The sequence below is a fragment of the Falsirhodobacter deserti genome, assembly GCF_004015795.1.
Taxonomy (GTDB): Bacteria; Pseudomonadota; Alphaproteobacteria; order Rhodobacterales; family Rhodobacteraceae; genus Falsirhodobacter; species Falsirhodobacter deserti.
This window is the reverse complement of record NZ_ML137218.1, coordinates 1011237-1034121: the sequence shown is the minus strand read 5'-3', so window position 1 is coordinate 1034121 and position 22885 is coordinate 1011237. Positions and strand designations below refer to the sequence as shown.

General features: G+C 63.0%; 24 protein-coding genes. 13 read left to right on the top strand and 11 right to left on the bottom strand.

Annotation, left to right across the window (positions count from 1 at the left end):
• Positions 1 to 158 precede the first annotated feature (158 nt).
• The 5 genes from JX25_RS05240 (at position 159) to JX25_RS05220 (ending at position 5041) form a co-directional block, all read left to right on the top strand.
• Positions 159 to 824 (top strand): paraquat-inducible protein A, encoded by a 666-nt coding sequence (locus JX25_RS05240; protein ID WP_241557854.1) that lies wholly within the window; start codon positions 159 to 161, stop codon positions 822 to 824.
• Positions 821 to 1423: a paraquat-inducible protein A gene (locus tag JX25_RS05235; protein ID WP_128254019.1), complete on the top strand. Its 603-nt coding sequence runs from the start codon at positions 821 to 823 to the stop codon at positions 1421 to 1423. Before JX25_RS05240 ends, JX25_RS05235 begins: the two co-directional genes overlap by 4 nt.
• A 3-nt stretch (positions 1424 to 1426) precedes the next feature.
• Positions 1427 to 3517, top strand: coding sequence for a PqiB family protein (locus JX25_RS05230; protein ID WP_128254018.1), 2091 nt, complete (start codon positions 1427 to 1429; stop codon positions 3515 to 3517).
• 15 nt (positions 3518 to 3532) lie between these two features.
• Positions 3533 to 4087 (top strand): PqiC family protein, encoded by a 555-nt coding sequence (locus JX25_RS05225; protein ID WP_128254017.1) that lies wholly within the window; start codon positions 3533 to 3535, stop codon positions 4085 to 4087.
• 69 nt (positions 4088 to 4156) lie between these two features.
• Positions 4157 to 5041: a lysophospholipid acyltransferase family protein gene (locus tag JX25_RS05220; RefSeq protein WP_128254016.1), complete on the top strand. Its 885-nt coding sequence runs from the start codon at positions 4157 to 4159 to the stop codon at positions 5039 to 5041.
• Here the strand turns inward: JX25_RS05220 and JX25_RS05215 are convergent.
• Positions 5038 to 5736, bottom strand: a complete 699-nt coding sequence (locus tag JX25_RS05215; RefSeq protein WP_128254015.1) for a DUF1223 domain-containing protein — start codon at positions 5734 to 5736, stop codon at positions 5038 to 5040. The two genes, JX25_RS05220 and JX25_RS05215, sit on opposite strands and share 4 nt — an antisense overlap.
• 204 nt (positions 5737 to 5940) lie before the next feature.
• Between JX25_RS05215 and acnA the strand changes: the two genes are divergently transcribed.
• From acnA to JX25_RS05180, 7 genes are all read left to right on the top strand, one after another.
• Complete coding sequence (acnA, locus tag JX25_RS05210; protein WP_128254014.1) at positions 5941 to 8646, top strand: aconitate hydratase AcnA; 2706 nt, start codon at positions 5941 to 5943, stop codon at positions 8644 to 8646.
• A 108-nt stretch (positions 8647 to 8754) separates the two neighbouring features.
• Positions 8755 to 9369 (top strand): heme ABC exporter ATP-binding protein CcmA, encoded by a 615-nt coding sequence (ccmA, locus tag JX25_RS05205; RefSeq protein ID WP_128254013.1) that lies wholly within the window; start codon positions 8755 to 8757, stop codon positions 9367 to 9369.
• Positions 9366 to 10022 (top strand): heme exporter protein CcmB, encoded by a 657-nt coding sequence (gene ccmB, locus JX25_RS05200; protein ID WP_128254012.1) that lies wholly within the window; start codon positions 9366 to 9368, stop codon positions 10020 to 10022. The genes ccmA and ccmB overlap by 4 nt, the downstream gene beginning before the upstream one ends.
• A 36-nt stretch (positions 10023 to 10058) precedes the next feature.
• The gene (locus JX25_RS05195; protein ID WP_128254011.1) at positions 10059 to 10787 is read left to right on the top strand and encodes a heme ABC transporter permease; all 729 of its coding nucleotides are present in this window, start codon (positions 10059 to 10061) and stop codon (positions 10785 to 10787) included.
• Positions 10787 to 10939 (top strand): heme exporter protein CcmD, encoded by a 153-nt coding sequence (gene ccmD, locus JX25_RS05190; protein WP_128254010.1) that lies wholly within the window; start codon positions 10787 to 10789, stop codon positions 10937 to 10939. The genes JX25_RS05195 and ccmD overlap by 1 nt, the downstream gene beginning before the upstream one ends.
• Positions 10936 to 11460 (top strand): DsbE family thiol:disulfide interchange protein, encoded by a 525-nt coding sequence (locus JX25_RS05185; RefSeq protein ID WP_128254009.1) that lies wholly within the window; start codon positions 10936 to 10938, stop codon positions 11458 to 11460. The genes ccmD and JX25_RS05185 overlap by 4 nt, the downstream gene beginning before the upstream one ends.
• A 57-nt stretch (positions 11461 to 11517) precedes the next feature.
• Positions 11518 to 12021, top strand: a complete 504-nt coding sequence (locus JX25_RS05180) for a hypothetical protein (protein WP_128254008.1) — start codon at positions 11518 to 11520, stop codon at positions 12019 to 12021.
• Here the strand turns inward: JX25_RS05180 and pgi are convergent.
• The 10 genes from pgi to hisI form a co-directional block, all read right to left on the bottom strand.
• Positions 12009 to 13598: a glucose-6-phosphate isomerase gene (pgi, locus tag JX25_RS05175; RefSeq protein ID WP_128254007.1), complete on the bottom strand. Its 1590-nt coding sequence runs from the start codon at positions 13596 to 13598 to the stop codon at positions 12009 to 12011. The genes JX25_RS05180 and pgi overlap by 13 nt on opposite strands.
• Positions 13599 to 13608: 10 nt before the next feature.
• Positions 13609 to 14280: a 6-phosphogluconolactonase gene (pgl, locus tag JX25_RS05170; protein WP_128254006.1), complete on the bottom strand. Its 672-nt coding sequence runs from the start codon at positions 14278 to 14280 to the stop codon at positions 13609 to 13611.
• On the bottom strand, positions 14277 to 15731 hold the full coding sequence (gene zwf, locus JX25_RS05165) for a glucose-6-phosphate dehydrogenase (RefSeq protein WP_128254005.1): 1455 nt from the start codon (positions 15729 to 15731) through the stop codon (positions 14277 to 14279). The genes pgl and zwf overlap by 4 nt, the downstream gene beginning before the upstream one ends.
• A gap of 90 nt (positions 15732 to 15821) precedes the next feature.
• Positions 15822 to 16406 (bottom strand): HNH endonuclease, encoded by a 585-nt coding sequence (locus tag JX25_RS05160; protein ID WP_128254004.1) that lies wholly within the window; start codon positions 16404 to 16406, stop codon positions 15822 to 15824.
• 159 nt (positions 16407 to 16565) lie between these two features.
• Positions 16566 to 17219: an alpha/beta hydrolase gene (locus JX25_RS05155; protein WP_128254003.1), complete on the bottom strand. Its 654-nt coding sequence runs from the start codon at positions 17217 to 17219 to the stop codon at positions 16566 to 16568.
• A 53-nt stretch (positions 17220 to 17272) separates the two neighbouring features.
• Positions 17273 to 18013, bottom strand: a complete 741-nt coding sequence (locus JX25_RS05150) for a phytoene/squalene synthase family protein (RefSeq protein WP_128254002.1) — start codon at positions 18011 to 18013, stop codon at positions 17273 to 17275.
• Complete coding sequence (cysS, locus tag JX25_RS05145) at positions 18010 to 19380, bottom strand: cysteine--tRNA ligase (RefSeq protein WP_128254001.1); 1371 nt, start codon at positions 19378 to 19380, stop codon at positions 18010 to 18012. The genes JX25_RS05150 and cysS overlap by 4 nt, the downstream gene beginning before the upstream one ends.
• A gap of 97 nt (positions 19381 to 19477) precedes the next feature.
• The gene (locus tag JX25_RS05140) at positions 19478 to 20074 is read right to left on the bottom strand and encodes an outer membrane protein (protein ID WP_128254000.1); all 597 of its coding nucleotides are present in this window, start codon (positions 20072 to 20074) and stop codon (positions 19478 to 19480) included.
• Positions 20075 to 20189: 115 nt separating this feature from the next.
• Positions 20190 to 22004: an ABC-F family ATP-binding cassette domain-containing protein gene (locus tag JX25_RS05135; protein ID WP_128253999.1), complete on the bottom strand. Its 1815-nt coding sequence runs from the start codon at positions 22002 to 22004 to the stop codon at positions 20190 to 20192.
• 1 nt (position 22005) lies between these two features.
• Complete coding sequence (hisI, locus tag JX25_RS05130) at positions 22006 to 22365, bottom strand: phosphoribosyl-AMP cyclohydrolase (protein ID WP_128253998.1); 360 nt, start codon at positions 22363 to 22365, stop codon at positions 22006 to 22008.
• A 59-nt stretch (positions 22366 to 22424) separates the two neighbouring features.
• On the opposite strand from hisI, the gene JX25_RS05125 reads away from it, so the two are divergent.
• Complete coding sequence (locus tag JX25_RS05125) at positions 22425 to 22847, top strand: iron-sulfur cluster assembly scaffold protein (RefSeq protein ID WP_128253997.1); 423 nt, start codon at positions 22425 to 22427, stop codon at positions 22845 to 22847.
• Positions 22848 to 22885 lie beyond the last annotated feature (38 nt).

Below are 22885 nucleotides of genomic sequence, written 5' to 3'. Positions count from 1 at the left end.
TGTCTTACTACATCACGCATCTTGTTCCCCACAATGACGAGTCGCCAAGGCTGGCCCCGGCTGGCATGCGACAGTTTCCGTCATTCATCATATCCGAGTAATATTGTAAACATCACCCGCACGTTGACGCCACCTCACGATGCCTTAAAATGTCGCTGATGAAAGACATCGACATGCAGGATGATTTCGTGGAGGTTCCGCTGGACCGGATGCGGGCATGTCCGCAATGTGATGCGCTTTACCATCTTCAGCCTGTCCAGCCGCGCGAACGGGCGGCCTGCAAACGCTGCGGAACAGTGTTGATCGCCCCCCGTGCGTTCGCATTCACCCGCATCATCGCCCTGTCGGTGGCTGCGCTGATCCTGCTGACAATCGCGCTTTTTACACCGTTTCTTGATCTTTCGGCGGCGGGCATGCACTCCAATGCCTCGATCTGGGATACCGCTATGGCGTTCTCGGATGGCATGATGGCACCGCTGTCGATCGCCGTCGTGGCCTTCATCATCGTGATCCCGGCGCTTCGGCTCGGCTTGATCGTCTATACCCTCGTGCCTTTGGCGCGGGGACGGCCCGCTGGCATCCACGCCGCCGGCGCATTCCGCCTTGCCGAGGCCCTGCGCCCTTGGTCCATGGCCGAGATTTTCGTGATCGGCGTTGCCGTCGCGCTGGTGAAGATCGCCGGCATGGCCTCGGTCACGCCGGGCATCGCCTTCTGGAGCTTCTGCATCCTCGTGATCATGATGATCTGGCAAGACAGCTTCGTGGATCGTGAACAGGTCTGGTCGGCCCTGCATCGCGGCAGCCGCACCGCGAACACCGCGTGAGCGAGCGCATCCTGACAGCGCGCGAGGCTGGCCTTGTGGCCTGCACCCGCTGCGGCCTTGTCCACACACCCCGAACACAAAACTGCACCCGTTGCGGTGCACCGCTTGTCAGCCGCGACAGGCACAGCCTGCAACGCGTCTGGGCATGGTGGATCGCGGGCCTGATCGTCTATATCCCGGCCAATCTTTACCCGATGCTGCTGACGAACACGCTCGGCACGCGCACACGCTCCACCATCCTTGGCGGCGTGGTGGAGCTTTGGGCACATGGGGATCTGCCCGTCGCGCTTATCGTGTTTGCAGCCTCGATCGTGATCCCTGTGGGGAAATTCCTTGCCATCGCCTTTCTGGCCATGTCGATAAACAAGCGCCGCTTCATGTCCGTACACGCGCAGCACCGCCTGTTCGAAGTGGTGGAATTCATCGGCCGATGGTCCATGATCGACGTGTTCGTGGTGGCAATCCTTGCCTCGCTGGTGCAGTTCAGCTTCGTGGCATCCATCAACCCCGGCATCGCCGCCATCTGCTTCGCGCTTTCCGTGATCTTCACCATGAAAGCGGCCCTCGCCTTCGACCCGCGCACCATCTGGGATGACTGACCGTTGACCGACACACCTCCGCCCCGACCCGCCGAAATGGAGATCCGCCCGCCTCGCCGCAGGTGGTGGCGGCGCATCTCGATCATCTGGCTGGTGCCGCTGGTTGCGCTGGTCGTGGCCGTCGGCGTTGCAGCTCAAAGCTACGCCAACCGGGGCACGCTGATCCACATCTCCTTCACCAACGCCAGCGGGATCGAGGCAGGCCAGACGACCCTGCGCTATCGGGACGTCAATATCGGCGTGGTGGAAACGGTGAACTTCGCCCCCGATCTGGGCAAGGTTGTCGTGGGCGTGCGGGTGGCCAGCGACATTGCCCGCTATATCGACGGCGAGGCGAAGTTTTGGGTGGTCCGCCCCGAGATTTCGGTTCGCGGGATCAGCGGCCTCGATACGGTGCTGTCAGGTGCGTATATCTCGGGCACATGGGACAATATTCCCTCCGGAGAGCGGACGAAGTTCGAGGGGCTGGAGGTTGCCCCCCTGCAGTCGCAGAACGGCACGCAGATCACGTTGCGGCTGCGCGACGGCAACCAGATCTCGGCAGGCGCTCCCATCCTCCACAAGGGGATCGAGGTCGGCAGTGTCGGCGCCCCCCGCCTTGGCGAGGATGGCAACACGGTTCTGCTGGATGCGGTGATCGAAGCCCCTTACGACAAGATGATGACCACCAATTCCCGCTTCTGGGATGCCTCCGGTTTCGATGTAAGCCTTGGCACCGGCGGCATCCAGCTTGATGTCCGTTCCCTTGCCGCACTGATCGCGGGCGGCATCAATTTCGACACCGTCGTTTCGGGCGGCGAGGCGATCGAACCGGGCGCAAGCTTCTTCGTTTATCCGGACGAGGCCGATGCCCGCAGCTCCGTCTTCACCTCGGCCTCGGAAGCAGAGCTTCCGCTGTCGATCATCTTCGACGGGTCCATCGCAGGCCTGACGGAAGGGGCAGATGTGCGATATCGTGGCGCAACCATCGGACGCGTCACCGATATCGGGGCGATTGCCGACATGGATGAAGATCACCCCGAGATCCGCATGCTGGCGAACCTTCAGATCGACGTCGGATCGCTGGGCTTGCCCGACGGATCGACAGTGCAGGATGCGCAGGACTTTTTCGCGCAGCTTGTCGAACGCGACAACCTGCGGGCCCGCCTTGCCACGGCGTCACTGTTCACAGGCTCCCTCATGGTGGAATTCGTGGAGCAGCCCGATGATCCCGGCGCAACGCTGGATGAAACGCACCAGCCCTTCCCGCTGGTGCCCATTGCCCCGCCTGCCATCACCGAATTCCAGACCACGGCCCAGGGCGTGATCAACCGCATCGGCGGCCTGCCGATCGAAGACCTGATGCGATCGGCCATCGGTGCGCTGAACAGCATTCAGGCCTTGGCGGGCGATCCCGAAACCCGCCGCGTTCCCTATGAGGCGGCAAGCCTTCTGGCGGATGCGCGGTCCCTGCTGTCGGGAGAGGATGTGACAGGCATCATCGACAACCTGCGCCAGACGACCGACAGCCTGCGCCGGATCGGCGAGCAGATCGAGGAAGGTCAGGCTGTCTCCAACCTGATTGCGTCGATCGAAAAGGCCAACAACGCGCTTACGGGCGTCGAAGGCGCCGCCGCTGAATTCCCGCAGATCGCCCAGCAACTGCGCGAGCTTTCGGCCAAGGCCAATCGCCTGCAGATCGAGGAGCTGGCGAATTCGGCCGACAGCCTGCTGCAAAGCGCCGATGTTCTGCTGTCCAACCCCGACACGCAGCGCGTTCCCGGGGCAGTATCCGACGCCCTTGACGAGGTTGCGCAGGTGCTGGCCGAAGTTCGCGAAGGCGGTGCCATCGGCAATGCCAACGATGCCATTGCCGCCGCGCAGGCCGCTGCCAACAGCGTAAGCGAAGCTGTCAGCGACCTGCCCGATCTTGCCGGTCGTATCGCCCGCCTTGTCGATCAGGCCGGCACCACCGTATCGGGCTATGGAAGCGACTCGCGCTTCAATGTGGAACTGGTGACCGCACTGCGCAGCCTGCAAGAGGCGTCTAACGCCGTCAGCTCGCTTGCACGTTCGATCCAGCGCAACCCCAACTCCCTCATCCTCGGCCGCTAATCAGGAGACAGCCAGATGAAACCCGTCCTTCCCCTGCTTCTGGTCGCGGCGCTGGCCGCCTGCGGCACCTCGCCCGCCTATCAGCTTCAAACGCAGCCGGTGGCGCAGAAGCTGACCACCAATGCCCGCAGCATCATGGTGCGCGAGGTGTCGATGCCCGATTACGCCACCGACGACGAAATGGCGCGGCAGGATGCAAGCGGCGCCGTGCAGGTGATGTCGCGCGTTCGCTGGGCCGATCTTCAGCCGCGTGCGGTAACACTGGCACTGGCACGACAACTGAACGCGGGCCTTTCTGCCACCGTCGCGCCAGAACCCTGGCCTCTTTCCGGCCTGCCGGACGGAGAGATTGACGTACGCGTTGACCGCATCCTTGCAGCCGCTGACGGCAACTTCCACCTCGACGGCATCTACTATGTCCGGGCCGAGGGCGTGCAGCTTGGCGCCACGTCACGCGATTTCGCGATTACGGTCCCGCTGGAAGGCGAGGATCCTGCCCAGATCGCCGCGGCGCAATCAGCCGCCGTTGCGCAGCTTGCCGCCCAGATCGCCCGATCGGTTTCACGCTGAGGCATCCTGCCTGCTTGTGAATGGGCCCCGGCAGTTTTATGTCAGGCGCACGCAGACACGGAAGGGCTGATGGCGAAGAAGAATAGAAGCCGCGTCGCGGATTGGGTTGAAAATGCGGTTCTGCGTACGCTGATCGGCGGGCTCCTCCTGCTGCCGTATGAGCGCCGCGTGCCGCTGTGCGGCTGGGTGATGAGCCGCGTGATCGCGCCGCTGGCCGGATATCGGAAGCGCATCCGCGACAACCTTGCGCTGGTCCTGCCCGACCTGCCCGAGGAAGAGGTCCGCCGGCTTGTCATGAAAGTGCCCGACAACGCTGGTCGCACCGTGATCGAGGCCTATTCCGGCAAGGAGTTCCTGCGCCGCGCGGGTGAAAGCCCCGTCACCGGCCCCGGCCTGGCCACGGTGGAGGAGGCCCGCGCCACCAAGCGCCCCGTCATCTTCCTGACGGGACACTTCGGAAACTATGAGGCCAGCCGCGCAGCGATGTCTGCCCGTGGCTATACCGTCGGGGTTCTGTATCGCCCGATGAACAACCGTTACTTCAACGAACATTACGTGGCGGCGATGGAGGCTTTGGGCAAGCCTGCCTTTCCGCGCGGGCGGCAGGGGCTGGGCGGGATGCTGCGGCACCTTCGCGCGGGCGGCATGCTGGGGATGCTGATCGACCTGCACATGTATGACGGCGCCCCGCTGACCTTTTTCGGCGAAACGGCAATGACTGCCCTTTCGGCTGCCGAACTTGCGTTGAAATACGATGCACTTCTGGTGCCGACCTATGCGGTCCGGCAACCTGACGGCCTCAACTTCAAGATAATCATGGAAGATCCGATCCCGCATACGGACCCGGAAACGATGACGCAGGCCCTGAACGACTCGTTGGAGGCGCTGGTGCGCCAGCATCTTGACCAGTGGTTCTGGATCCACCGGCGCTGGAAGGCAGCGATGCGGCGTTAGTTCAGCTGCGCTGCCGCGACGATACTGCCCGGTCCGGGCTCCTGAAGGATCACCACAAATTCATCCTCGCCCGTGGCCGGAACCGTCATTTCCAGTGGCTCCTCCCCCGTCCAGTCCTGAAGCGTTTGCCATGACGTGACGATGTTGCGATACGCGATGGTCCGGCCGGCATTCTCGCCCGTCTCGATATCAATCGTCATGCTCGGGTGATATCGAACGACCTGAACGGTCACCGGCGCGGCAAGCGCCGCCGCAGGGGCCTTGATGGTCACCGCTTCCCCCATCCGGTCCAGCGTCAGCTGAGGCGACGATACCGCTGCCGTATGGGCCCGCACAAGCGAACGAACGCGGTCGGGCTGGTTTCCTTCAACCCGCTCGCTTCCGTCGATGATGAATTGCGGCGTGTAAAGCATCCGGCTTCCGGCAGCGCGGGCATAGGCCTTCTGCCGTTGGGTGAAGGCGGGCTGGCCGAAGCGGTCTTTCCACCCGATGTAGTCCCAGTAATCCACATGAAGGGCCAGCGCGATGACGCGCGGGTCGTCAGCCAGTTCCGCAAGCTGCCCGTCGGCGGGCGGACAGGCCGAACAACCCTGAGAGGTGAACAGTTCCACCACCACAACGGGGGTGGACTGCGCCCACGCGCCGCCGGCCAGCCCGATACCAAGGCCGCAGATGGTGCCGAACACTCGCTGCATGATCGTTTCCTTCCCTTGCGCCACAGGTTTTAGACACGCAAGCGCCCCTCTGCCAATCAATGATTTGCGAGATGCCGGCCCCACTTTCCCTCTGGCATTGCGGCATACATTCGCATACCGTATCAGGCGAGTCTTGCACCGTGCCGCCGCGACTGGCATCACGGATGCAGCGCCACAACCCGAGCCAGTGCCAGGAGGCCCGAAATGACCGTCACCGTTGGCCATGACAGCCAGAAAACCCGCAAAACGCTGACCGTAAACGGTCAGAACGTTGCGTATTACTCCATCCCCGCCGCCGAAGCTGCCGGACTGGGCGAGTTTTCCAAGCTCCCCGCCGCGCTGAAGGTCGTGCTGGAGAACATGCTGCGGTTCGAAGACGGCAAGACTGTCACGGTGGATGACATCAAGGCCTTCTCCGACTGGGGCAAGCAAGGCGGCAAGAACCCCCGCGAGATTGCTTATCGCCCTGCCCGCGTTCTGATGCAGGACTTCACCGGCGTTCCGGCCGTGGTGGACCTTGCCGCAATGCGCGACGGGATCATCGGCCTTGGCGGCGACGCGCAGAAGATCAACCCGCTGAACCCGGTCGATCTGGTCATCGACCATTCGGTCATGATTGACGAATTCGGCAACCCGCGCGCCTTCCAGATGAACGTTGATCTGGAATACGAGCGCAACATGGAGCGTTACACGTTCCTGAAATGGGGCCAGAAGGCGTTCAACAACTTCCGCGTTGTGCCGCCGGGCACGGGCATCTGCCACCAGGTCAACCTTGAATATCTGGCACAGGCCGTCTGGACCGACCAGGACCAAAACGGCGAGGAAGTCGCATATCCCGACACGCTGGTCGGCACCGACAGCCACACCACCATGGTCAACGGTCTGGCCGTTCTGGGCTGGGGCGTCGGCGGGATCGAGGCGGAGGCCGCGATGCTGGGCCAGCCCGTATCGATGCTGATCCCCGAGGTCGTGGGCTTCAAGCTGACCGGCAAGATGATGGAAGGCACGACCGCGACCGACCTCGTGCTGAAGGTCGTGCAGATGCTGCGCAAGAAGGGCGTGGTCGGCAAGTTCGTCGAATTCTACGGCGAAGGCCTTGATCACCTGCCGCTGGCCGATCGCGCGACGATCGCCAACATGGCCCCGGAATACGGTGCGACCTGCGGCTTCTTCCCGATCGACGGCGAAACGCTGCGCTATCTGGAACAAACGGGCCGCGACAAGGACCGCATCGCGCTTGTCGAAGCCTATGCCAAGGAAAACGGCTTCTGGCGCGGCTCCGACTATGAGCCGGTATATACCGACACGCTGCACCTCGACATGGGCGAGATCGTGCCCGCCATCTCGGGCCCGAAACGCCCGCAGGATTACACCCCGCTGACGGACTCGGTCGAAGGGTTCCGCAAGACGCTGGCCGAATACCGCAAGGTCGAAGGCGATGTGCTGGATCTGGTCAAGTCAGTTCCGGTGGAAGGCAAGGATTACACGATCAACGACGGTTCCGTTGTGATCGCGGCCATCACCTCCTGCACCAATACCTCGAACCCCTATGTCATGATCGGCGCCGGTCTGGTGGCACGCAAGGCACGGGCACTGGGGCTGACGCGCAAGCCGTGGGTTAAAACCTCGCTGGCACCCGGATCGCAGGTGGTTCAGCAATATCTGGAGGCTGCGAACCTTCAGGAAGACCTTGATTACGTGGGCTTCAACCTTGTCGGTTTCGGCTGCACGACCTGCATCGGCAACTCCGGCCCGCTGGGTGATCCCGCGATTTCCAAGGCGATCAACGAAAACGATCTGGTCGCGACGGCCGTGTTGTCGGGCAACCGCAACTTCGAGGGCCGGATCTCTCCGGATGTGCGAGCTAACTACCTTGCCTCGCCCCCGCTGGTTGTTGCCTATGCCATCGCGGGCGATATGAACATCGACCTGACGAAGGAACCGCTGGGCAAGGACCAGAACGGCAATGACGTCTTCCTGAAAGACATCTGGCCGTCGAATGATGAAATCGCCGACCTGGTCCACAAGACCGTGACGCGCGAAGCGTTCCAGTCCAAGTATGCCGACGTGTTCAAGGGAGACGAGCGCTGGCAGGCGGTCGAAACGACCGACAGCGAAACCTACGACTGGCCGCCGACCTCCACCTATATCCAGAATCCGCCCTATTTCCGTGGCATGGACAAGGAGCCGGGCGTCATCAGCGACATCAAGGACGCCAAGGTTCTGGCCATCCTGGGCGACATGATCACGACCGACCACATCAGCCCTGCAGGTTCGTTCAAACCGACGACTCCGGCCGGCAAGTACCTGACCGAGCGTCAGGTTCCGCAGAAGGATTTCAACTCCTACGGGTCGCGCCGCGGGAACCACGAGATCATGATGCGCGGCACCTTCGCCAACATCCGCATCAAGAACGAGATGCTGGACGGCGTCGAGGGCGGCTATACCAAGGGTCCGAACGGCGAACAGACGTCGATCTTCGACGCCTCGATGGAATATCAGGAAGCCGGCACGCCGCTGGTGATCTTCGGTGGCATCGAATACGGCGCGGGTTCGTCGCGTGACTGGGCGGCAAAGGGCACTGCGCTTCTGGGCGTGAAGGCCGTGATCGCGGAGTCGTTCGAGCGTATCCACCGCTCCAACCTCGTCGGCATGGGCGTCATCCCGTTCGAGTTCACGAACGGTGACACACGCAAGACGCTGAGCCTGACGGGCGAGGAAACGGTCAGCATCGACGGCCTCGCCGGCGATTTGAAACCGCTCAGCAACGTGCCCTGCACCATCACCTATGCAGACGGCACGAAGAAAGAGATCCAGCTGAAGTGCCGGATCGATACGGCGATCGAGATCGAATACGTCCAGAATGGCGGCGTTCTGCACTACGTGCTGCGCAACCTCGCCAAGAACTAAGACGACTGGCCCCGGAGTGATCCGGGGCCTTTTCCTATCGTCCGCCCCCCACCGAACATTGGTTCGAAACCGGCTTCCGCCCTGCCGGTCGATGCGCTACGCGAAGGCATGGAACTTCGCGTGACGGATCTTGCCTGTGCCCGTGGTGGCATGATCGTCCTTCAGGACGTATGCCTGCAGCTGCGGGCGGGACAGGCGTTGCTTCTGCGCGGGCCGAACGGTGCCGGAAAGACGACGTTGCTGCGAACTATCGGGGATCTTCAGAAGCCCATCACCGGAACCATCGACGCGCCCGAGGATTCCATCGCCTACGCAGCGCATCAGGATGGGCTGAAGGCCACGCTGACCGTGCGCGAAAATCTTCAGTTCTGGGCGCGCATTTACCGCCGTCACATGGGCGACGTGTTGCAGCGCATGAACTTGCAGGTTTTGGCGGATCGTCCGGCGCAGTCGCTTTCAGCTGGTCAGAAGCGCCGTCTGGGCCTTGCGCGGCTTCTTGTGACTGGCCGTCCGATCTGGCTGCTGGACGAGCCGACCGTTTCGCTTGATGCAGCATCGGTCGCGCTATTCGGCGATGTGCTGCGGGGCCATCTGGCGGATGGTGGCATGGCGCTGATCGCGACGCATATCGACTTGGGGATCAAGGCGGATGTTCTGGATATCAGCCCCTTTCGTGCGCAGCACAGCGTTCCGCAAGCCGGTTTTGAAGAGGCCTTCCTGTGATCGTTCTGCTGATCCGCGATCTGCGCCTTGCCGTCCGTTCTGGCGGCGGTTTCGGTTTGGGTTTGGCCTTTTTCCTGCTGGTGGCAGTTCTGGTTCCATTGGCTGTCGGGCCGCAGGCCGATCTGCATGCGCGTATTGCCGCGGGCATCCTGTGGCTTGGCGCCTTGCTGTCCTGCCTTCTGTCGCTGGACCGGATCTTTGCCTTGGATCACGAGGACGGCTCGCTTGATCTTCTTGCTACCTCGCCCATTCCGCTGGAGGGAGTGGCCGCGGTGAAGGCACTGACGCATTGGCTGGTGACAGGCCTGCCGCTGACGGTTCTGGCACCTGCGCTTGGCGTGCTGCTGAACCTGCCCCCGGATGGGTATCTGTGGCTTTTCCTGTCGCTTCTGGCGGGAACGCCGGCGCTTTCGGTGATCGGAACCTTTGGTGCGGCACTGACGGTCGGCCTGAAACGGGGCGGCCTGCTACTGAGCTTGCTGGTCCTGCCGCTTTACATCCCGACGCTTGTTTTCGGCGCCGAGGTTGCGCGGCGCGGCGCGGAAGATCTGGCCATTGGCGTGCCGCTGGCACTGCTTCTGGCGGTCACCATGGGAAGCATCGCCCTGCTTCCTTTTGCCTCGGCCCTCGTCCTGCGGATCAATCTAAGATGACTTGCACATCTTTTGAAAAAGGCTGAAGCAACCGGCATGTCGATCTGGGAATATGCAAATCCGAAGAAGTTCATGCAGACCTCCGGCCTGCTGCTGCCTTGGGTCACCGGGCTGGCGGCTATCGCGCTGGTTGTCGGGCTGATCTGGGGTTTCTTCTTCACCCCCGCGGATTACCGGCAGGGTGCGACGGTCAAGATCATCTTCTTGCATGTTCCCGCAGCGCTTATGGCGATCAATGGATGGCTGATGATGCTGGTCGCCTCGTTGATCTGGCTGATCCGCCGCCATCATGTTTCGGCGCTTTCGGCAAAGGCTGCAGCGCCCATCGGCATGACGATGACGCTGATCGCGCTGGTCACCGGCGCGATCTGGGGGCAGCCGATGTGGGGCACGTGGTGGGCATGGGACCCACGGCTGACCTCGTTCATGATCCTGTTCCTGTTTTATCTGGGCTATATCGCCCTGTGGCATGCGATCGAGGATCCGGACACGGCAGCCGATCTGACGTCAGTTCTTTGCATGGTCGGGTCGGTCTTCGCGATCCTGTCACGCTATGCCGTGTTGTTCTGGAACCAGGGGCTGCATCAGGGTGCAAGCCTGTCGATGGACAAGACGCAGCACATCTCGAACGTGTTCTGGTTCCCGCTGATCGTTTGCATGGGCGGCTTCGTTCTGCTGTTCGTTGCGCTTCTTTTGTTGCGCACACGTACGGAAATCCGGGCGCGGCGGCTTCAGGCGCTGCTGCTGCGGGAAAGGATGGCCTGATGCTGCCCGAGCTTGGAAAATATGCCGCCACCGTTCTGGGGGCATATGCCCTGGCGATCCTGTTGATCGTTGGCCTAGTGGTGCTGTCACTGCGGCAGGCGACGCGGATGCGGGATCGCTTGCGGGATGTGGAGGAGCGGGTGAAGGAATGAAGCCGCTGATCCTGATACCGCCGGTGCTGTTCGCCGGTCTTGGTGTCCTGTTCTATTTTGGCATGATGCGCACGGATCCCGACGCACTTCCTACGGCATTCGCGGGCAAGGCAGCGCCGTCCGTTACCGCCACGCAGCTTGGGCCGGATGCCCCGCCCACGGATGCCACGCTGCGCGACGGCAAGGTGAAGCTGGTGAACTTCTGGGCAAGCTGGTGCGCCCCTTGCCGCCAGGAGCACCCGATGCTTGAAGCCTTGGCCGATGAAGGGGTGGCGATTGTCGGCATCAACTACAAGGACCAGGCGGCAAATGCGCTCGGCTTCCTGAACGATCTGGGCGATCCGTTCGCAGTGAAGGGTGCCGATGAAACGGGCCGGATGGGCTTGAACTGGGGCCTTTATGGCGTGCCGGAAACCTTCGTGGTGGATGGCGATGGCACCATTCTTGCGCGCATTGCCGGGCCTGTCACATCCTCGGCCTTGCAGAACACGCTGCGGCCCGCCATGCAGGCGGCGCAATAACGCGCAGGTGACCGGCTACGGCTTGCCGCATCGCGGCAGGCGCTTACCATCTGCACCATGCGCGCGATCTTTACCCTTCTGCCGCTGGCCCTGCTAAGCTGTGCCCGCCCTGATGATCTGAGCCCCTGGGCATCGGAAAACCGGTCCGTTTCCCGCGCACGCGAGGCGATGACTGGCATGGACAAGGCAGATGTCCTGATGTGCGCCGGCTTTCCAACGGACGAGGCCGATGTTCCCGGTGGCACGATCTGGACATTCGATCTGGCGCGGGCCCGCGGCAACTTCAACCTGAACCTGCCGCAAATTGCGACGGGGCCGCTGCAAGGCAGCGCAGGCGCCATTGGCGTCAATTCCGCCGGATCCTGCAGTGCGCAGGTCAGGTTTGAAGGAGAGCGTGTCACGCAGGTGGAGTTCTCCGGTGACAACAACACCGTGCGCACGATCAATGGTGTCTGCGCACCCATCGTTGATGGATGCGTCGCCTATGCGGCCCGCGCGCGTGGATCGCTTCCCCCCTCGCCACCGCTGGACGGCGACGAGGGAGCCGATCAGCGCAGGTAATCGACCAGCTGACGGGTGGACCCGTCCTTGCCCTCGGCCGAAGCACCCTCAAGGATCGGCTGCAGGGCCAGCGCCAGTTCCTTCCCAAGCTCCACCCCCCACTGATCGAAGGAGTTGATGCCAAGGATCACGCCTTCCACGAACACGCGATGTTCGTAAAGCGCGATGATCTGCCCCAGCACGAACGGCGTCAGCTTGGGATAGCACAGCGTGGTGGACGGACGGTTGCCGGGGAAGACGCGGTGGCGCGCCTGACGTTCCAGCTCGGCCCCCTCCAGCCCCTTCTTGCGCATGATGTCGGTTGCCTGCTCCAGTGTGCGGCCGCGCAGCAGCGCCTCGGACTGGGCAAGGCAGTTGGCAACCAGCAGACGGTGTTGATGCGCCAGATCCGGCTCGTGCCCCTCGCGGCCAACAAGGAACTCGCACGGGATCACCCGGGTGCCTTGATGGATCAGCTGATAGAAAGCGTGCTGGCCATTGGTTCCCGGCTCCCCCCAAACGACGGGACCTGAATGGATCGCCAGATCGGCACCATCCATCGACACGCGCTTGCCGTTCGATTCCATCTCCAGCTGCTGAAGATAGGCCGGAAGGCGCGACAGGCGCTGTTCATAAGGAAGCACCGCGCGGGTGGCGTAATCGCAGATCTGGTTGTGCCAGATGCCCACCAGCGCCAGCAAAACCGGAAGGTTCTGGCGCAGGTCCGTCTGCCGGAAATGGGCATCCATTGCCGCACCACCCGCCAGGAACTGGTCGAAATCCTCTGGCCCGATGGCCAGCATCAACGCCAGCCCGATCGGCCCCCACATGGAATAGCGGCCACCGACCCAATCCTCGAACCCGAACACGCGCGAGGCGTCGATGCCGAAGGCGGCGGTCTTGTCGGCTGCGGTGGAAACGGCAGCAAACTGCGCTGCCGGTTCTTTCACAGCCTTTGCCATCCATGCTTTCGCCGTTTCGGCGTTGGTCATGGTTTCAATGGTCGTGAAGGTCTTGGAGGCGACGATGACCAGTGTCGTTTCCGGATTCAGCCCTGCCAGAACATCGGCGATATGCGCGCCGTCCACGTTCGACACGAAATGGCAGCGCGGGCCGTCGGCGTAAGGTGACAGCGCGATGCAGGCCATCGCGGGGCCGAGGTCGGAGCCGCCGATGCCGATATTCACCACATCCGTGATGCGCCCGCCTTGCCCGGCAAAGGTGCCATCCCGCACCTCCCGCGCGAAGGCCTGCATCCGGCCATGGGTCTGACGCAGCGGGCCGGTCACATCCTGTTCGTTCACCAGAACGGGCGCATCCATGTTGCGCAGGGTGGTGTGAAGAACGGCGCGGTTCTCGGTCTCGTTGATGCGGGCGCCGTTGAACATCGCGTCCCGCTTCACCGGCAGATCTGCGCCCTCGGCCAGCCGGATCAGAAGGTCCAGCCCGGTCTGGCAGATGTTCGTCTTCGAAAAGTCGAACAGCAGCCCGTCTGCCCGTGCCGAGAAGCCGGCAGCGCGATCTTCGTCGAACAGGGTCAGTATGGGGCGGTTCGCAACCATCCGTTGATGGTCGCGCAGAGCCTGCCAGTCGTTCATGAAATCCTCCTTATTCGGCCCAGTGGACCACCGTTTCGTTCAGGAAGGCGCGGACGGGCGCTTCCAGAGGCGACAGCTTCGCGGCACGCTCCAGCGCCTCGCGCTTTTCCAGCCCCGTGATCAGAAGGTGCGAGGACATTGCCTGCTTCAGCGGCCGCGCAGACAAGGTGATGCGCGGCTCCCCCGCGCCATCGGCACGCATGGGAAGCAGCAGCGGCGCCTTGTCGGAAAGCCCTTCTTCCAGACGGTCGGCACCGGGGAACAGTGACGCGGTGTGCATGTCCGTGCCCATGCCAAGCAGCAGGACGGAAATGGGAAGATGCGGCTCCAGCCCCTCGGCCAGTGCGTCAAGCGATTCTTCCGGTGTTTCCGTCGGCGCATAAAGCGGCACATAATTGGCGGCGGCGGCGCGACCGGTCAGCAGACGTTCCTTCAGAAGGCGCGTGTTGGATCGCGCGCTATCCTCGGGCACCCAGCGTTCATCGTTCAGGAACACAGTCACGTTGCCCCAATCCAGATCAACACCCGACAGGGTGTCGAAGATCGGGCCGGGCGTCGTTCCCCCGGGAACGCACAGGCTTGCCCGGCCTTCACGGCGCAGGAAGTCGCCAAGCTCGCTCGCGATCTTGTTGGCAAGGGACAGGAAAAGGAATTCCCGGTCAGGATATTCGTTGAAGTTCATTCTTTGATCTCTCTCCACCGGCGGCCGTCACGATGCAGCAGCATAAGCGCATCCTCCGGCCCCGAGGTCGCAGGTTCATAGGAATGCGGACGATCGCCGCGCGCTTCCCATCCTTGGATGATCGGATCGGCCCAGGCCCAGGCCGCCTCCACCTCATCGCCGCGCATGAACAGCGTCTGGTTGCCACGGATCACGTCCATCACCAGCCGCTCATAGGCATCCGGAATGTCCGAGCCATCGGGACCAAGCGCCTGCGCAAAAGACATGTCCAGCGGCACCTGTGTCAGGCGCATGCCGCCCGGCCCCGGTTCCTTGATCATGACCTTTAGGTTGATCCCTTCGTTCGGTTGCAGGCGGATCACCAGCACATTCTCGCGCCCGCCTTCGGGATCGTCGAAGATCGAATGCGGCGGCCTGCGGAAGAAGACCGCAATTTCCGAGGTGCGGGCACGCAGGCGCTTGCCGGTCCGCAGATAGAACGGCGTATTCTTCCAGCGCCAGTTTGCAATGCCCGCCTTCAGCGCGATATAGCTTTCGGTCCGGCTGTCGGGGTTTTCCGCATCCTCGCGATAGCCTTGCTTGCCACCGCCCGCCAGATACTGGCCCCGCACGATATCTTCGGGACGAACCGGTTCAAGCGCCCGGATGACCTTCAGCTTTTCGTCCCGCACCGCATCCGGGTCGAAATGATAGGGCGGCTCCATCGCGATCAGGCACAAAAGCTGCATCAGGTGGTTCTGCACCATGTCGCGCATCGCACCCGACGTGTCGTAATACGCCCCTCGCCCGTCCACGCCGACGGTTTCGGCCACCGTGATCTGGACGTGATCGATATACTCCGTCTTCCACAACGGCTCGAACAGAATGTTCGCGAAGCGGATCGCCATCAGGTTCTGGACAGTTTCCTTGCCCAGATAATGATCGATCCGATAGATCTGCTGCTCGGTGAAATACGTGGCCAGCGTCGCGTTCAGCTTGCGCGCGGTTTCCAGATCCTTGCCGAACGGCTTTTCCACCACGATCCGGCTTTCGGCATTCGCGATCCCGCGATCGTGAAGGCGTTCCGCGATCGCGCCGAACAGCGACGGCGCAACCGAGAAATAGAAGGCGTTGATCCGGTCCTGCCGCACAAGCGTCTTCAGGTCATCCCAGCCCGTATCCCCCGTCGCATCGATCTGGACGTAATGGACGTGGCGCAGGAAATCCTCGACCGAGGCGGCATCGCGTTTGGCCGGCGACAGGAATTCTTCCATCGCAGACCGGATCTGGTCGCGATACTCCTCGCTTGTCGCTTCGGTGCGGGCGGCACCGATTACCCGGCTGTCGGGCGGCATCTGCCCCGCGACATAGCGGCGGTAAAGGCTGGGCAGGATCTTGCGGCGTGCCAGATCCCCGGTCCCACCGAAAATCACAAGGTCGAAGGGATCCACCGGGATCGTCCGCGAAACCATCTATCCTCTCCTCGTGATCGTCATGGCAACGGGCGAAGTGTTACCCGTGCCCCGAGGGCAAGTCTAGCGCGCGCCGAGGAAATGTCAGCCTCAGGCATCCAGCTCCGTATCCCAGTACAGATAATCGAGCCAGCTTTCGTGCAGATGGTTCGGCGGAAAACGGCGGCCGTGGTTCTGCATTTCTTCGGCGGTGGGACGACCCGGAGCCTTGGCCAGCCGCAGGCCAGATTGCCGAAGTGTCTTGGACCCCTTGCGCAGGTTGCAGGGCGAACAGGCCGCCACGACGTTTTCCCAGCTGGTGATGCCGCCGCGGCACCTGGGCAGCACGTGATCGAAGGTCAGATCACCCTTGGCGCCACAATACTGGCAGCAGAACTCGTCCCTCAGGAAAAGATTAAAGCGCGTGAAGGCCACGCGCTTTTGAGGTTTCACGAAATCTTTAAGCACCACCACCGACGGGATCCGTATCTCGGCCCGCTGGCTTCGAACGGTCTGGTCGTATTCGGCAACGATCGTCACCCGATCCAGAAAGGCCGCCTTGATCGCTTCCTGCCACGGCCAAAGGGAAAGCGGGTAATAGGAAAGCGGGCGGTAATCTGCGTTCAGCACAAGCGCGGGAAACTGCTTCAGCGCCGCCGGCTCCCGCACGAAATGAGTTCTGAAATCCCCGTCCATCTGCATCCTCCTTCGCCCCGTCCCGCAAGGGTCAAGGGGCGGGGAGCCGCCCCATCGCCTTCGCTGGAACTATATATGGCGTCGGCCATGTTGCAAGCCCCATGTTCCAGCGCAGGTGCACCACTAGGTATAGTGGCGAAGGGTGACGGTTTGGTGACGTCAGCGCAAGGTTTCGCGCAGGAACGACAGAACCGCGCCCACCCCGTCGGGTGCAATGCCGTGCCCGGTGTTCTTCATCACGTGGCCAGAGGTCTGGAATCCGGCGGCGACCAGCGCATTGCCGGCAAGGCCCATCTCCTCGAACGGGACTATCGGATCCTGATCGCCATGCACCAGCAGAACGGGCGGCTTGGAAAGCGCCTCCGCCTCCAGCCGCTCCGGCGCGATCAGCCGCCCTGAAATGGCGACCACGCCCGCGATCGGCTCCACCCTTCGCGGGGCGACGTGCAGGCTCATCATCGTACCTTGGGAAAAGCCCACCAGAACCAGCCGTTCGGGTGCGATCCGCTCCTCTGCCAGACGTTCGTCGATGAAGAACTGCAACACCTCGGCGGCGCTTGCAAAGCCTTCCTCCATCTCGCGCTGCGATGATCCGTCAAGGCGCGGGATGGGAAACCACTGAAAGCCCATCGGATTGTTCCGGCTGCGCTGCGGCGCGTCCGGTGCGATGAAAACGGTGTTCGGCAGATGGTGCGCCAGCGGGGTTGCCAGATCCAGCAGGTCCGCCCCATTCGCGCCATAGCCGTGCACGAAGATCACCATGCTGTCCGCCTGCCCCGAGGCGGCAGCCGTGCGTCCGAAGGTCAGGCTCATCTTGCTCCCCTTGCGTTGTGCAGGTCTTGTGATAGGCGATGGCGCCCTGCCCGTCACCCCAGAACCGACCGCAGCAGCAAGGTGCCCCGCTTGCGGATCTCCGGCAGGGCAAGGCGCCCTTCCGCCACACGTTGCGGTTCGGCCTGCGCAAGGCGCAGCAAGCCCTTCGCCTGCCATGCGGGCCAAAGCGCGGGGGCAATCTTGCGCGGGAACCGCCCCTGCCGCAGCCGCCGCAGCCCGTCCTGTGCCAGCGCCGAAATATCATCATGCGGCAGGGGATGCCGCCCCCGCGCAACCAGTTCGGGCACTGCCTGCAGCAACGAGGCAAGCCCCTGCCCCCATGCGACGGCCCGGACCCGCGCCTCCAGCTCCGGTCCGGCACCAAGGGCCAGCGCCGACAACCACATCAGGTTGCCCGCCGTCGCATCAAGATAGCTGTCGAATTCCGCGTTGTTAGGGCGTTCGTTATAGATGTCCCGGCGTCGCGCCTCCACCATCGCGTCCAGCAGCGATACCGGCAGCCGCGCTTCGGTGACAAGCGCGGCAAGCGGGGTTGCCACCTCATGCGCGGGAGCGCGGCCCTGCCCGATCTGTTCGGCAAGATCGGCCCACCATTGAAGGCGCATCTCGGCGATCATGGGTTCGGACGTGACCCAAGGGGCCCGCGCCACCTCGAGGTTGAAGGCGTAAAGCGGCAGAAGCCGCGCCCGCATGGGAACCGGCGCAGCCATCAGCGTGGCGAAACGGTCCGGGTCGCCCTTGGCCACCAAGGCTGCGCAGGCATCAAGGCTCATACCAGCGCCTTCAGCTTTTCGGCGTCGAAGCCGGGGGCCAAGGACCATTCCGCACCCGTCGCAGTGTCTTTAACAACAACACCCGCCGCCGCGAAACCATCGCGCAATGCATCGGCACGCGCGAAATCCCTGGCCTTACGTGCCTCTGTCCGTGCTTCCAGCAGGGCCTCGATCAGGGCCGAGACTTCCGCATCCGGCCCGGCAACGGTGGCCCAATCCCCCAGATCCGGCAGCAGCAGCCCCAGAATCCGCGCCGACGCCACCAACCCCGCCGCATCGCCTGCCGCAGCCAGCCGGTGAAGTTCGGCAATGGCCCCCGCGGTGTTCAGATCGTCCGACAGCACGGAAAGAAATGTCGCATCGGGCGCCGAAGGCTCCACCCCTTCAGCCAGCGCCCGCCACTTGCGCAGCGTGGCACTGGCCTGTTCGGCCTTTTCGGCAGTCCAGTCCATCGGACGGGCATAATGCGTGGACAGCAGAACGAAACGCACCACCTCGCCCGGCACACCCTTGTCCAGCAGGTCGCGAACCGTGAAGAAGTTGCCAAGGGACTTGGACATCTTCCGCCCTTCGACCATCAGCATCTCGTTATGCAGCCAGATATTGGCGAAACCTGCTTCGGGATGCGAGCAGCAGCTTTGCGCGATCTCGTTCTCGTGGTGCGGGAATTGCAGGTCGATGCCGCCAGCATGGATGTCGAACGCCGCGCCCAGCAACTCGTATGACATGGCCGAGCATTCGATGTGCCAGCCAGGACGCCCCCGCCCCCAAGGGCTGTCCCACCCCGGTTGCACAGCATCCGATGGCTTCCAAAGCACGAAATCCATCGGATCGCGCTTGAAGGGGGCAACCTCCACCCGCGCGCCGGCGATCATGTCATCGACCGACCGTCCTGACAGCGCGCCGTATTCGGCAAAGCTGCGCACCTCGAACATCACGTGACCCTCGGCGGCATAGGCATGGCCACGTTCGATCAGCGTGCCGATCATGTCGATCATCTGGCCGATGAAATCCGTGGCGCGAGGTTCATGCGTCGGGCGCAGCGCACCAAGGGCATCCATGTCGGCGTGGTACCAGCCGATCGTTTCATCCGTGATGTCGCGGATCGTGCGGCCTGTCGCGGCGGCGCGGTCGTTGATCTTGTCATCCACGTCCGTAAAGTTGCGCGCATAAGTCACGCAACCTGTGCCATATACCTCGCGCAGCAGCCGGAACAGGGTGTCGAACACCACGACGGGGCGCGCATTGCCCAGGTGGGCACGGTCATACACGGTGGGGCCACAGACATACATGCGCACGTTCGACGGGTCGATCGGTTTAAAAACCTCTTTCGTGCGGGTCTTCGTGTTGTGCAGCCTGATGGTCATAGCATCCTCCGTTCCCCCTGCGCCATAACATGTGCCACAGAAATGAAAAAGGGCGCGGAGTTTCCCCCGCGCCCGTCGTTCCCGAAAGGGACCGAGATCAGAACTGGTAAGCTGCTTTCAGCTGAACCGAGGTCGGGTTGTATTTCACGCCCGTGTCGTCGAAGTTGTCGAAGCTGTAGGTCGCAACTTCGCCGCCGACGGTCCAGTTCGGGCTGACCTGGTAGTCAACGCCCAGACCGACGGTGTAGCCGTAGTCGTCAGCGTCGTCGTTGCCGGCGAAATCGCCTTGGCCGTAAGCAACGCCAGCCGAAGCGTAAACCAGCGTCTTGCCGAGGTCGTAGCCGACTTGGCCTTTCAGCGTGGCGAGGTTGTCCAGCTTGATGGCGTCGTTCGAACCGGAAACGTCAGCCGAGTTGTAGGCCAGTTCGGCGCCCAGAACCGTGCGGCCCAGGTCCCAGCGGTAGCCGCCGTGGATGCCGCCCAGGGCGCCGTCGCCGTCAGCGTCGCCGCCATCAGCATAACCCAGTTGTGCACCCAGGTAGCCGCCGTTCCAGTCGCCCGAAACCGGTGCAACAACAACGGGTGCCGGGGCGGCAACGATGGGCTCTTCAACCGGAACAACCGGGCCGCCAGCGAATGCCGGGGCAGCGAGGACAGCAGCGGTGCCAAGGGCGAGAACTGCAATGCGTTTCATGGTATACTCCAATTCATCTTGGTCCGAACGAACTTGGCGTCCGGTACAGCGCACAAAATGTGCTTTTTCCCGACAAGCGCCAGATGTAAATGTTTCACGAAATCTTGACGAAACCTCACCCGCCCGAGGCCTTGTCCTCCAGCAACATCCACTCTTCCTCTGCCGCCGCCAAAGCCGCCTGACGCTCCGACAACATCTCGGTTGCCTTGCGAAATTTCACAGGCTCCACCCTGAAAAGATCGGGGGTGGCCAGCAACTCGGAAAGCTTCGCGATCTCGGCTTCCATCCTTTCCATCAAAGCCGGAAGCGCATCCAGACGCTTCTTTTCGGTGAAGCTCAGCCCTCCCGCAGCCGGCTTGGCCGCAGGCTTTTCCCGCGCTGCCGAAACGGCGGCGGGGGGCTTGGGAACCGCCGCTTCCTCGGGCCGCTTCTGCGCCTGGAAATCCGACCATCCGCCCGCATAAGTTGTTGCGTGACCCTCGCCCTCTATCGCTATGGTTGTGGTAGCAACGCGGTCGATGAAGTCCCGGTCGTGGCTTACAAGCAACACCGTCCCATCATAATCGCCCAAAATGTCCTGCAGCAGATCAAGTGTCTCGACATCAAGATCGTTCGTCGGTTCGTCCAGAACCAGAAGGTTCGACTCCCGCGCCATGATTCTGGCCAGCAGCAGACGCGCCTTTTCCCCGCCCGACAGCGAACGGACTGGCGCGCGCACCTGCGCGTCGTCAAACAGGAAGTCCTTCAGGTAACCGACCACATGGCGCGGCGTGCCACGCACCATCACCTGGTCGGCCTGCCCCGAAACGCCCAGCAGCGGATCGCCGGTCAGGTTTTCCCAAAGGCTGGCATTTCCGTCCAGCTGGGCGCGGGTCTGATCGAACACCGCCATCTGCAGGCTCGATCCCAACGTGACGCTGCCGGTGTCCGGCTCCAGCTCTCCGGTCAGCATTTTAAGCAACGTGGTCTTGCCTGCCCCGTTCGGGCCGACGAAAGCCACGCGCTCCCCCCGTTGGACGCGCAGATCGAAGGGGCGCAGGATCACGCGGTCACCGAAGGTCTTGCTGATGCCCTTCGCCTCGATCATGCGCTTGCCCGAGGTGGGGCCGCTTTCCAGTTCCATCGCGGCGGTGCCCTGACGGCGGATCTGCGAGGCCCGGTCGGCCTTCATCGCAGCCAGCGCGCGAAGCCGGCCTTGGTTGCGCTTGCGGCGGGCGCTGATGCCCTCCACCGCCCAGCGCGCTTCGGCCTTGATCTTGCGATCCAGCTTGTGACGGGCCTCGTCCTCTTCGGCCCAGACCGTTTCGCGCCATTCCTCGAACCCGTCGAAACCATGCTCGCGGCGGCGAACCGCGCCGCGGTCGATCCACAGGGTGGCACGCGTAAGCGCCTTCAGGAACGCACGGTCGTGGCTGATAAGAACGTAACCCGCACGGGTGGAGCGGAGGTGTTCTTCCAGCCACTGGATCGCCTGGATGTCCAGGTGGTTGGTCGGTTCGTCCAGCAGCATCAACTCGGGCTCGGAGGCCAGAAGCCGCGCAAGCGCCGCACGACGCTTTTCCCCGCCGGATGCGGCATCGATGCGCGTCTCGGGGTTCAGCTTCAGCCCTTCGGCCACCATGGCAACACGGTACTCCTCGCCCTCCGGCAATCCGGCAGCGGCGAAATCGCCCAGCGTCTCGTATCCCGAAAGGTCCGGATCCTGCTCCATATAGCCGGTGGTCACACCGGGGGCGAGCGTCCGCTCCCCCTTGTCCGGCTCCACCAGCCCCGCCATCACCTTCATCAGCGTGGACTTGCCCGAGCCGTTGCGCCCGACAAGCGCGACCCGGTCCCCCGGCTGCACAACAAGTGCCAGATCGTCAAAGACGGGGTCCCCGCCAAATGTCAGCGAGATACCGTTCAGTTGCAAAAGCGGTGCGCGCGCCATCTTATGCCTCCGGCTCCATGATCGTAACCTCTGCCCCGTCGCGGACGGCGGTATAGAAACAGGAACGCCGGTTCGTGTGGCAGGCCGGTCCCGTCTGATCCACCAGCGCCAGCAGGCAGTCGCGGTCACAGTCCACCCGCATCTCTATCAGCTGCTGGACATGGCCCGAGCTTTCGCCCTTTGCCCAGAAGCTTTGACGGGAGCGGGACCAATAGGTCATTCTCCCTGTTTCAAGGGTGCGGCCCAGCGCGTCGGCATTCATCCACGCCATCATAAGGACCTCTCCCGTGGAATGGTCCTGCGCGATCACCGGGATCAGGCCGTTTGCGTCATAGGTCAGCGTGCTTGGATCGAAAGACATGGAGGTTTCCTTGTGGGGAGATGCCGCCTATCTAGGGGAAAACCACAAGGTTTGGAACGATGTCCGCGCTATATTCCACCGAGCTTCTTGCACTGGCTGCCGACATTCCGCACACGGGCCGTCTTGCGGATGCGACGGGCAGCGCGACATGCCGCTCCCCCGTCTGTGGATCGACGGTCACCGTTGATGTGGCAGTAGGGGATGGCCTTGTCAGCCGTTTCGCGCAAGAGGTGCGGACATGCCTTCTGGGACAGGCCTCTGCTTCGCTTATGGGTGCGGCGATCATGGGAACAGATGCGAACGCCCTGACAACTGCGCTGAAAGATGTTGAGGCGATGCTGACAGGCGGCCCTGCGCCCCAGCCCCCCTTCGACAGTTACCGGATGCTGCAAGCGGCACGGGAACACGCTGCCCGCCATGCCGCAATCCTTCTGCCTTTGCGTGCAGCCGTCGAAGCGATGGAAAAAAGCCGCCAACGCTAGGTTGGCGGCAGTCGGCGCGTCAGGCAGGACCGCGCGGG

Bases quoted from the DNA above. Each gene is read 5' to 3' on its own strand.
- pgi (WP_128254007.1), bottom strand. From the start codon at position 13,598: ATGAACGACTGGCAGGCTCTGCGCGACCATCAACGGATGGTTGCGAAC.
- JX25_RS05225 (WP_128254017.1), top strand. From the start codon at position 3,533: ATGAAACCCGTCCTTCCCCTGCTTCTGGTCGCGGCGCTGGCCGCCTGC.
- JX25_RS05155 (WP_128254003.1), bottom strand. From the start codon at position 17,219: ATGAGCCTGACCTTCGGACGCACGGCTGCCGCCTCGGGGCAGGCGGAC.
- JX25_RS05160 (WP_128254004.1), bottom strand. From the start codon at position 16,406: ATGGACGGGGATTTCAGAACTCATTTCGTGCGGGAGCCGGCGGCGCTG.
- JX25_RS05180 (WP_128254008.1), top strand. From the start codon at position 11,518: ATGCGCGCGATCTTTACCCTTCTGCCGCTGGCCCTGCTAAGCTGTGCC.
- JX25_RS05215 (WP_128254015.1), bottom strand. From the start codon at position 5,736: ATGCAGCGAGTGTTCGGCACCATCTGCGGCCTTGGTATCGGGCTGGCC.
- JX25_RS05185 (WP_128254009.1), top strand. From the start codon at position 10,936: ATGAAGCCGCTGATCCTGATACCGCCGGTGCTGTTCGCCGGTCTTGGT.
- JX25_RS05140 (WP_128254000.1), bottom strand. From the start codon at position 20,074: ATGAAACGCATTGCAGTTCTCGCCCTTGGCACCGCTGCTGTCCTCGCT.
- JX25_RS05240 (WP_241557854.1), top strand. From the start codon at position 159: ATGAAAGACATCGACATGCAGGATGATTTCGTGGAGGTTCCGCTGGAC.
- JX25_RS05220 (WP_128254016.1), top strand. From the start codon at position 4,157: ATGGCGAAGAAGAATAGAAGCCGCGTCGCGGATTGGGTTGAAAATGCG.
- ccmA (WP_128254013.1), top strand. From the start codon at position 8,755: ATGGAACTTCGCGTGACGGATCTTGCCTGTGCCCGTGGTGGCATGATC.
- ccmD (WP_128254010.1), top strand. From the start codon at position 10,787: ATGCTGCCCGAGCTTGGAAAATATGCCGCCACCGTTCTGGGGGCATAT.
- acnA (WP_128254014.1), top strand. From the start codon at position 5,941: ATGACCGTCACCGTTGGCCATGACAGCCAGAAAACCCGCAAAACGCTG.
- hisI (WP_128253998.1), bottom strand. From the start codon at position 22,365: ATGTCTTTCGATCCAAGCACGCTGACCTATGACGCAAACGGCCTGATC.
- cysS (WP_128254001.1), bottom strand. From the start codon at position 19,380: ATGACCATCAGGCTGCACAACACGAAGACCCGCACGAAAGAGGTTTTT.
- pgl (WP_128254006.1), bottom strand. From the start codon at position 14,280: ATGAACTTCAACGAATATCCTGACCGGGAATTCCTTTTCCTGTCCCTT.
- JX25_RS05150 (WP_128254002.1), bottom strand. From the start codon at position 18,013: ATGAGCCTTGATGCCTGCGCAGCCTTGGTGGCCAAGGGCGACCCGGAC.
- JX25_RS05135 (WP_128253999.1), bottom strand. From the start codon at position 22,004: ATGGCGCGCGCACCGCTTTTGCAACTGAACGGTATCTCGCTGACATTT.
- JX25_RS05125 (WP_128253997.1), top strand. From the start codon at position 22,425: ATGTCCGCGCTATATTCCACCGAGCTTCTTGCACTGGCTGCCGACATT.
- JX25_RS05195 (WP_128254011.1), top strand. From the start codon at position 10,059: ATGTCGATCTGGGAATATGCAAATCCGAAGAAGTTCATGCAGACCTCC.
- zwf (WP_128254005.1), bottom strand. From the start codon at position 15,731: ATGGTTTCGCGGACGATCCCGGTGGATCCCTTCGACCTTGTGATTTTC.